This is a genomic window from Nostoc sp. 2RC (genome assembly GCF_014222165.1).
Lineage (GTDB): Bacteria > Cyanobacteriota > Cyanobacteriia > Cyanobacteriales > Nostocaceae > Nostoc > Nostoc linckia.
The window spans coordinates 1-9,323 of record NZ_JACKZU010000335.1; the positions used below are offsets into that span (position 1 = coordinate 1).

Annotated in this window: 9 protein-coding genes; 6 read left to right on the top strand and 3 right to left on the bottom strand. The window is 41.7% G+C overall.

The features are described from left to right. Positions 1 to 351: 351 nt before the first annotated feature. The 5 genes from GNE10_RS27245 (at position 352) to GNE10_RS27265 (ending at position 5,631) form a co-directional block, all read left to right on the top strand. Complete coding sequence (locus tag GNE10_RS27245) at positions 352 to 1,989, top strand: general stress protein (protein WP_185568646.1); 1,638 nt, start codon at positions 352 to 354, stop codon at positions 1,987 to 1,989. A 165-nt stretch (positions 1,990 to 2,154) separates the two neighbouring features. After that, entirely contained in the window at positions 2,155 to 2,616 is a 462-nt protein-coding gene (locus GNE10_RS27250) for a BON domain-containing protein (protein WP_099066274.1), read from the top strand. 661 nt (positions 2,617 to 3,277) lie between these two features. After that, positions 3,278 to 3,706: a CAAD domain-containing protein gene (locus GNE10_RS27255; protein ID WP_185568648.1), complete on the top strand. Its 429-nt coding sequence runs from the start codon at positions 3,278 to 3,280 to the stop codon at positions 3,704 to 3,706. 254 nt (positions 3,707 to 3,960) lie between these two features. Beyond that, entirely contained in the window at positions 3,961 to 4,368 is a 408-nt protein-coding gene (locus GNE10_RS27260; protein WP_099066276.1) for a hypothetical protein, read from the top strand. Between the two features lie 486 nt (positions 4,369 to 4,854). After that, positions 4,855 to 5,631, top strand: coding sequence for an ABC transporter ATP-binding protein (locus GNE10_RS27265; RefSeq protein WP_185568650.1), 777 nt, complete (start codon positions 4,855 to 4,857; stop codon positions 5,629 to 5,631). Positions 5,632 to 5,866: 235 nt separating this feature from the next. Here GNE10_RS27265 and GNE10_RS27270 read toward each other — a convergent pair whose 3' ends face one another. Next, on the bottom strand, positions 5,867 to 6,739 hold the full coding sequence (locus tag GNE10_RS27270; protein WP_185568652.1) for an S-methyl-5'-thioadenosine phosphorylase: 873 nt from the start codon (positions 6,737 to 6,739) through the stop codon (positions 5,867 to 5,869). Between the two features lie 103 nt (positions 6,740 to 6,842). Beyond that, the gene (locus GNE10_RS27275) at positions 6,843 to 7,652 is read right to left on the bottom strand and encodes an ABC transporter permease (protein WP_185568654.1); all 810 of its coding nucleotides are present in this window, start codon (positions 7,650 to 7,652) and stop codon (positions 6,843 to 6,845) included. A 305-nt stretch (positions 7,653 to 7,957) separates the two neighbouring features. On the opposite strand from GNE10_RS27275, the gene GNE10_RS27280 reads away from it, so the two are divergent. Then, positions 7,958 to 8,596: a histidine phosphatase family protein gene (locus tag GNE10_RS27280; RefSeq protein WP_099066281.1), complete on the top strand. Its 639-nt coding sequence runs from the start codon at positions 7,958 to 7,960 to the stop codon at positions 8,594 to 8,596. Positions 8,597 to 8,598: 2 nt separating this feature from the next. Here the strand turns inward: GNE10_RS27280 and GNE10_RS27285 are convergent, their stop codons facing one another. Beyond that, entirely contained in the window at positions 8,599 to 9,291 is a 693-nt protein-coding gene (locus GNE10_RS27285) for an ATP-binding cassette domain-containing protein (protein WP_185568657.1), read from the bottom strand. Between the last annotated feature and the right edge of the window lie 32 nt (positions 9,292 to 9,323).

Genomic DNA, 9,323 nt, shown 5'->3' on the forward strand with positions numbered 1-9,323 from the left:
ATCGAATATAGAGATAAAAAAGCAAAATATTTTTGCGAATTAAGACAAAAAATATAAATAATACCGCATAATTTTTACTCATTTAGATAAAACCACCTATACCTGTTGATAGATAAAAAATTTCTTCCAAGGGATTGAGGAAAAATAAATATAAACATGTATTAATAGGGATTAATACCAGCTATAACCGAGCTATGGCAATCCCAAATAATTTGTGAAATATTACATGTTACAGTTATTGACTGTTAACCGTTGACAGTCAACAATCAACACCAAATATTGTTCGCAACTGAAATGAGATTGCTATATAAATTTTTGAATAATTGATTTTACTGTTTTTGGAGAAAAATAATGGTTGTAGGTGTACATAAACGTGCTGTCGGCGTATTTTCTACTCGTAGAGATGTTGAACATGCGCTACATGAATTGAAAAATGTCGGCTTTGATATGAATAGAGTATCTGTGATTACGCGAGATGGAGAGCGTGATGACATAGCTGGTGCTGAAGTACGCGATCGCGTTGGTGATAAATCAGATGAAGGCGCTGCGGTGGGTGCAGTTTCCGGTGGTGCTTTGGGTGGATTAACAGGCTTATTAGTAGGTCTTGGAACTTTAGCAATCCCAGGAATCGGGCCTATTATGCTGGCTGGTGCTACAGCAACCGCTTTAGCTACTACTCTTGCTGGAGCAGGTATCGGTGCTGTGGCTGGTAGTTTGCTTGGTGCATTGATTGGTTTAGGAATTCCTGAAGAACGAGCCAGAGTATACGACGAACGCGTCAAACGAGGACAGTATCTAGTGATCGTTGATGGTACGGATGCTGAAATCGCCAGAGCAGAAGCAATATTACGTCAGCGTGGTATCGAAGAATTTGGTATTTACGACCGTCCAGATAACGTACATCCAGCCACAGGCGTTGCTCATCGCGATGCGGTTAGCGGCAAATATGCAGTAGGATACTTTTCTCATCGTCCAGATGCGGAAGCTGCAATTAGCGATTTGCGAAAAGCAGGTTTTCCCTTGAGCCAAATTTCTTTAATTCACAGAGACTCTTCTCGACGGGAATCATTTCCAGATATTCATCTAAGCGATCGCTGGGACTCTAATCGCTGGACACTACCAGATAATCGCACTCATTTCTATAACGAGCGCATCAATCAAGGCGATTACGTCATCGTCGTTAACGGTAGTGAAGCTGAAATCCAACGTGCAGCGGCTATTATCAGCCAACACGGAATTCAACAGTGGCAAGTTTTCGATGCAAGTGGGTATGCTCCTGGAACTACAGCCGTACAAGCTGGAACTACTCCCGTGCAAGCAACCAAACGCGCCATCGGTGTATTTGCTCATCGTCGAGATGCAGAAGCAGCAATTACAGAATTGCGAGATGCGGGTTTCCCCACGAGTAGAATCTCAGTTATTGCCAAAGATACTGATGGTCATGGGATCGCTGGTGTAGATAACAGAAACATCGGTGCAGGTAATAAAGCAGACGAGGGTGCAAAAGCCGGTGCAGCTACAGGTGGTGTTTTAGGCGGCTTAACAGGCTTATTAGTCGGTCTTGGAACTTTAGCAATTCCCGGAATCGGCCCAGTACTTGCAGGTGGCGCAGCAGCTACCGCCATAGCAACAACACTGGCTGGTGGTGCTATTGGTGCAGCAGCTGGTGGTATTGTTGGCGCACTGGTTGGTTTAGGAATTCCCGAAGACAGAGCCAGAGTGTATAACGAACGCTTCCAAAGAGGTGATTACTTGGTAATTGTTGATGGTACAGAAGCCGAAATCTACCAAGCCGAACCCATTCTCAACCGTCGAGGTATCCAAGAATTTGGCATCTATGACGCCACCGATTTAGGCGAATATCGGTCGCGTTTTGACCAAGGAATCCATCACAACACAGGAGTCGGCGATCGCGTCAACTACTCAACAGATGTTCACAGAGACGATCCTGCTGTCGTTATCGTCGATCGTCGTGAAGAAATTATCTAATCAGAATTCAGAATCTAGAATTCAGAATTTCTAATTTTCAACTCTGTACATGTACAGACGCGATTAATCAAACTCACACTCCTGAATTTTGAATTCTGACTGCTTCCTTGCTCCTCACCTCTGCCGTAAATTGCAACAAATTTCATCTGAACTCAAATTAAACATATGCAAAAATTAACTCCCCTAGTAATTAGTTGCCTTTTAGTATTTGGTGTTGCTGCTTGCGATAACGTTTCTAAAACAAGTGAATCTGCACCTACTAATCCCAACGAAGCTGCACAAACACCAACTTCTCAAACAACAGAAGCTTCTCAAAAAGACGCACAAAGCGAACTCCGCAGAAGACAATTAAATGAGGATATTCGCGCCCGCGAACAACGCAATAATGCTACTGGCGGCGATGCAAATAGAGCCGCAGGTGACCTAGCAAGTGAAGTTCGCTCCAAATTAGAAGCTAATATACCAGGCGGTCAATTAACAGTTAGTGCAGCAAAAGATGGTACTGTCACTGTAGGAGGAACCGTACCCAATCAAGACCAAATTGCTAAGATTGAACCTTTATCCAAAGAAATTAAAGGTGTGAAGGCAGTAGTTGTCAAAGCTACCGTTGCCCCACCAAATAGCTAACGAAGAATAGGTAGCGATGGGGAACTTCCAAGTAAAAAATATTCCATAGAAGGGTGTTGAGTGTAGACTTCTAAGAGAAGTGGGGAAAAGGTTAAGGGGTAAAGGGGAAAGGGCAAATAAAAACCCTTTTGCCTTTCCCCTCTTGTAAAAGTTACTTTTGTAAGAGGTCTAGTCAACAATCAACCATCTGAAGTGGAATAATTTATTTTTTGGAGTTCCTGAAATGAATTGACAGCAGACTTGAAAAAATTAGCGAATTTGTCAAACTCAACCTTAGTTTCCAGTTAGAAGGCTCCATTGGTTAGATGAAAAACTCCTTCTTAACTGGAAAAAGCTGATTTTGTATTCTTGAGTACAAATGCGATTCACCCTCTATCCAGCTAATCCCTGCCTATGTAAATAACTTTAGAAGTGAAAGCGATCGCCACATATACACATACAGCAATACAGGTTGATTTAGGAACATTTTTTGCACCTTCAGGCAAGAGACAACTTATTGAAAGCCTAATTTTCTAGCTAAATCAGGCAATTCCCAAACACCCTAAGAGTGGTATACTTAATCTAATAATGGCAAATAATTGACAACTGACGACTTTAATTATTATATTTGTTGACGCCTAGTCAGTGATAAAAACTCCTGTAATTGCTGAAAACCAAAACTATGCAAACCCAACAGCAGCCACTCGAATCTGTGAACCCTTCTTCATTACAAGCTAACCTAGCACTTGAAGGAACAAACCCCACAAATTTACCAAAGCTACCACCAGCCTCGGAACCTGAATGGCAACGAATTAGTAAACAAATTTTGGCATTTTTCGGACAACTCCCAGAATATTTAAGTAGCTTTTTTAAAGATTACAGTCAGGCTCTCATAACTCTGAGTTTAATTTTTGCAGCCATCGTCACAGTCAAGGTAACATTAGCAGTTTTGAATGCAATTCACGATCTTCCACTACTGCCACCAATTTTTGAATTAATCGGAATCGCCTATACCACTTGGTTTACTTTTCGCTATTTAATTAAGGCTGCAAATAGGCAAGAATTAGCCCAGCAATTTCAATTTTTTAAAAAGGAAATTGTAGGCGAATAATTAGCAAATTATTTGATAGCAAAAATACCTTAGAAGATTGTTAACTGTTGACTGTTGACTGTTGATGGTTCACAGTTAACAGTCAACAGTCAACACTTTACCTGTCTGGCTGAATCTTTTGGATACATCTCAAGATAGAGAAAAGCATATATTTAGAAACTTAAATCACTTCTCAAGATAGTAGATTGACAGTGGAAAACAGCCTAATCTAGTTCTCGAAGTTATTCAATAGATTCTTAACGAGGACATAATTTATGGCTAATGAATCAGTTAAAAAAGGTATAGATTCATCTGAACGTGCAGAAGTAGATACATACGATCGCGGAATTATCCCAGCTGAAACTGCTGCTCGCAGAGAAAGAGAAGGAGATAAATTCAAAACAGTCCCCACAGAAGAAAGAGAAGCAAGTTCAGCCACCGACGATCAAACCGACTCCCAAAGCATACGTACCACTGACGGTTACACCGTAGACAAAGAAGGTTTATTGAATAACTATGCAGTTGAACCAGAAATGTACTACGAAGAACCAGGTGATGCGCGCCAAGAAGCAACAGAAGATGCTGCACAACGCGTTGAAGAACTTGAAGAAATTAACCAAGACGAAGAAGGTAAGTTAACCGAAAAAGGCGACAACCGCGGTAAAGGCTCAGGAATCATTTAATTAAAAACCATCATTGAATTTTAGATTTTGGATGTTGGATTGAAATTTCCAGATACAAAATATCTAAAAAAAGCAAATTTATTGGTGGAATAAATCTCAAATTCAAAATTTTTTTAATTGTTCCTGGGTGCAATTACACGTAAACAGGCTAACCATCAAATTTCTAGAGACGCAGCGACCGCTCGCTGCGTCTTTAGTATGAAAGCTCGAAAAAATAAACAATAGACTTCTAAGAGAAGTCGGGAAAAGGGGAAAGGGAAAGGGGGAAAGGTTTGGTATTTTCCCTTTCCCCAATAAAGATGCATCCCTTTGATCGCAAGAGTGCAAAAGTGCTTTTTGCACTCTTGTCTAATAACTTGTACGGGCGAACAGCCGTTCGCCCCTTACGCAACGTCTGTACCCTATAGAAGGAATAGCTTTCTCGCCGTCTTTTGGTAAAAATGGTATTTACAGACTGCTTCAGGATAAGGAACTCAATTTCAACAAATGCCACTCGAACTACAAAATCTCACAGGCGGTTACACCACATTACCAATTGTTCAAGACATTAACCTCAGCCTGCAAACAGGAGAATGGTTAAGTTTAGTTGGTGCTAATGGTTCAGGTAAGTCTACCTTACTGAAATTGCTCAGTCGTATTCTGACTCCACAGCAGGGAACAGTGCTACTTGATGGTAAAGCAATTCATTCTCAACCCCCAAATATAGTTGCACAGAAACTAGCATTTTTACCCCAACAACAAATAGTTCCTGCTGGCTTAACAGTAAGACAATTAGTCAGTTTAGGACGCACGCCACATCAACCTTGGTGGCAATGGGAATTAAAAGCTGAAGATTGGCTAAAGGTTGAAACTGCAATTCAAAAGACGCAACTGCAAAAATTAAGCGATCGCTTAGTCGAACAACTTTCAGGAGGTGAAAGACAACGAGCTTTTCTAGCTTTAGCACTAGCGCAAGAACCAAAAGTTTTATTATTAGATGAACCTACAACTTTTTTAGATATTAACTATCAGTTGCAACTGTTGGAACTACTCAAAGAACTAAATCAACAGCAAGAGTTAACTATTGTCACAGTTCTACACGAACTCAATTTAGCCGCACGGTATAGTTCTCGCATTGCCTTATTAAAACAAGGTCAAATTTGGGAAGTTGGTACGCCTGAAGAAGTTATGACACCAAATGCGATCGCTCAAGTTTTCGGCGTAGATTCCGTGATTATTCAGACGGCTGTGGGACTACAGGTTTGTGCTATTTCTGCGATTTAAAATTAAAATAAAGGGTTGATAGTAGTACGCCAAGGCAACTTGGCGGGGGAAAGGGACTCATGTTTTTTATCCCTTCCCCTTTTCCCTTTAACCTTTACCCAACCTCCACCTAATATTTTTGGGTTGGCAGACTACTAGGTTTGAATCTGTTTTCAAATTTTAGTTAATTGGTGTAAGGGACTTCCAGAGAATAAATTACCCAATTGATGCCAAAGGCAATTGCGGGGTCAATCTACTACAAATACTTCTGCAACAATAAACCTAACTTTTCTTTTGTTGCGGCTGGTGCTTTATCTAATGGAGTTAAAATTGCATATTTCAAAGCCGAATGTGCTTCACTTGGTGGTGGATTTTCACTTAATCGGCGCACAGTTTCTTGAATCACCTTTTGAGCGTTGGCTGCATTCCGCAACAAATTGCCAATTACCATCTCCACCGTCACACTATCATGGTCTGGATGCCAACAATCATAATCAGTCACCAGCGCTAAAGTTGCGTAGGCGATTTCTGCTTCCCTAGCCAACTTCGCCTCTGGTAAATTCGTCATCCCAATAATTGTTGCACCCCAACTGCGGTAAAGATTTGATTCCGCCTTTGTGGAAAAGGCCGGCCCTTCCATGCACACATAAGTACCGCCACGATGGAGAGTGACTTCTGGTAAATTGAGAGAAGCGATCGCCGAAGCCAACACACTAGCCAAATTCTGACAAATCGGGTCGCCAAAGGCAATGTGAGCCACAATACCTTCACCGAAAAACGTTGAAATGCGATTTTTGGTTCTGTCAATAAACTGGTCTGGTACTACCATATCCAATGGTTTCGCCTCTGCTTTCAACGAACCCACAGCACTAGCAGAAATTAAATACTCCACACCCAATTGCTTCATCGCATAGATATTGGCGCGAAACGGTAACTCAGAAGGTAAAAGCGTGTGATTACGTCCATGACGCGCCAAAAAAGCTACCCGTGTTTCATCCAAAGTCCCCAGAATCAAAGCATCAGATGGCGAACCAAAGGGAGTCTCAACTTGCACCTCTTCCACATCTTTGAGCGCATCCATTTTATACAGACCGCTACCACCGATAATTCCGATACTAGCTTGAGGCATGATACTGAACCTTTTCCTTGCTGAGCTGCTAAGTTATTCTACTAGATGGCGAACGAGAGGAGAATATCAGCTTCCACCAAGGACTGCTAACTAAGCCTTCTTTCTACTTCTTGACTTGTGATTTCTGAATTAACACATTTGTCAACTGATGATTGCGATTAAACAAAGCCAGGAAAGCTAGGATAATGACACCGATGATAGCGATCGCTGTCCCTGATGTCTGTGCAAAAATAATCACAATCTGGTAGCGTATGGCATCAGTAGGATTTGCCCCAGCAAGAATTTGACCAGTCATCATTCCTGGTAAACTAACTAATCCCATCACCATCATAGAATTAATAGTGGGAATCATTCCTGTTCTCAGGGCTTCTCTAATACTTTGATGTGCAGCTTCCCAACGAGTTGCACCCAGACTCAGTAGCGCCTCTATTTCCCCCCGGCGATTACTCAAGTCTTCCATAAATCGATCTAAACTCAAAGACGTACCCGTGAGTGCATTACCCAACACCATACCCAAAAAAGGGATGAGATACTGAGGCTCGTACCACGGTTGTACGCCCAAAATACCGCTAACTACTATCCCCGTGACTAAAAATGAACCACTCAAAAGCGAAATAAAATTATTCCAATAAATACCAGTGAATCGTCTACGCGTGCGATTAACACTAGATATACCAGCTATGACGGTCATACCCAAAGCCAAAAGTATGATTAACACAGGGTTGCTGAGAGTAAACACCCACTGCAATATGTATCCCACCATCAATAACTGCACTACCATACGTAGGGAAGCTATCCCCAAGCTTTTTTCTAGTCCCAACCGCAGACTCAAAGAAAGCCCCACATTAATGGCAATAAACAAAGTCGCCAAAGCTAATTGTCCGTAACTAATCTGGATATACTTGGTTTCCATTACTTTGTTTCCTTTAACAAGTAGCAATATGAGCGTCAGTAGACAAGAGTGCAAAAACCACTTTTGTACTCTTGTGGGAAAAGGTTAAAGGGGAAAGGGGAAAGGAGAAAGACCAAACCTTTCCCCCTTTCCCATTCCCCTTTTCCCGACTTCTCTTAGAAGTCTAGTAGAGGAGAGTCGGGAGTCGTTTGTAGTTGATTGACTTTTTTCGTTGATTATTTTGTCCTGGTGTCACATATTCGATTGCGAGATTGATGGTACTTTATGTTTGCACAATTTTTTTTATCCCAATCGCCATACAAGCTATGACACTAAATTTATATTTACTGCGACATGGAGAAACTACTTTTAGTCAAAGTGGTAATTTTTGCGGTGAAACTGATGCACAGCTGACTTCTGAAGGGATGCAGATGGCAGAGAGTTTTGCCAATGTTTATCGAAAATTAAAGTGGGAAGCAGTGTATGTTAGCCCGATGAAGCGCACAATTGCAACTGCCAAGCCATTTTGTGATGCTATTGGTATGGATATGCAGTTGCGGGATGGACTCAGAGAAGGTAGTTACGGCCAATGGGAAACTAAAAGTAAATCCTTTGTTCAAGATAATTACGTAGAAAACTATGTAAAATGGTTGACAGAACCAGCTTGGAATGCACCACTAGGTGGAGAAACTGCGGTAGATATTGCTAACCGTTCTATGCCTGTAATTGCTGAAATCCAAGAAAAACATCCCCAAGGTAACGTTTTAGTAGTTTCCCATAAAGCAACGATTCGGATTATGCTTTGTAGTTTACTGGGAATTGATTTAGGGCGCTATCGCTATCGGGTGAATATTTTGGTTGCGTCGGTAAGTATGGTGAAATTTGACGTTAATGGCCCTTTGTTAGAAATATTAGGCGATCGCCATCACATACCCGACGATCTCCGTTCTCGTCCAGGAACGTAATGTCAGGTCTTCCATACTTCATCAGATTCCGAATTATCTTTTAAGGTAATTTGACGATTAGTAATCCTTGCCAATTGGTTGGGGTCATGACTTGTCCAGAGATATGTCCGTTGTGGCTGTTCGTGTTGCCAAGCTGTAACTAAAGCCTCCAAACTTTGGGCAGTTCCGGCATCTAGTGACGCAGTAGGTTCATCTAGTAGCAATATCGCCCCTTGAAGCTGCAAAGCTCTCAAAAAAGCGACTATCTGGGCTTCTCCACCAGAAAGAGCGCTAACCGGACGCTGCAAAAAGTCAGGAGTTTTATGCAAAAGATGTAGATAATTTAAAATCACCTCGCGGTTATAAATTAAATGGCGGTGAACAGTTAATCGATAAACTTGCTGGAGATTTTCCTCTACAGTTCCTTCCCAGAGGCCTGGTCGTTGTTGCAAATAAATAACTTGGGAACGATAGGTAGGCATAAACTGGGAATTTATCGGCTGTCCCTGAAAAATAATTTGCCCTGCTTGTACGGCATCGAGACCAGCCAATGCTCGTAGGAGTAAACTTTTACCAGAGCCAGAAGCACCTATAACTGCTACTCGCTCCCCTGGAAATATTTGAAAACTGAGGTGACTCCAAATCCAGCGTTCCTCAACTCTTCGCCCTAAATCTTGTATCGAAAGAATAGGGTTTTCAGTCAGTGGATCTTTCATTTTTGGAAAATGGGGAGTGGGGAGTGGGGGAA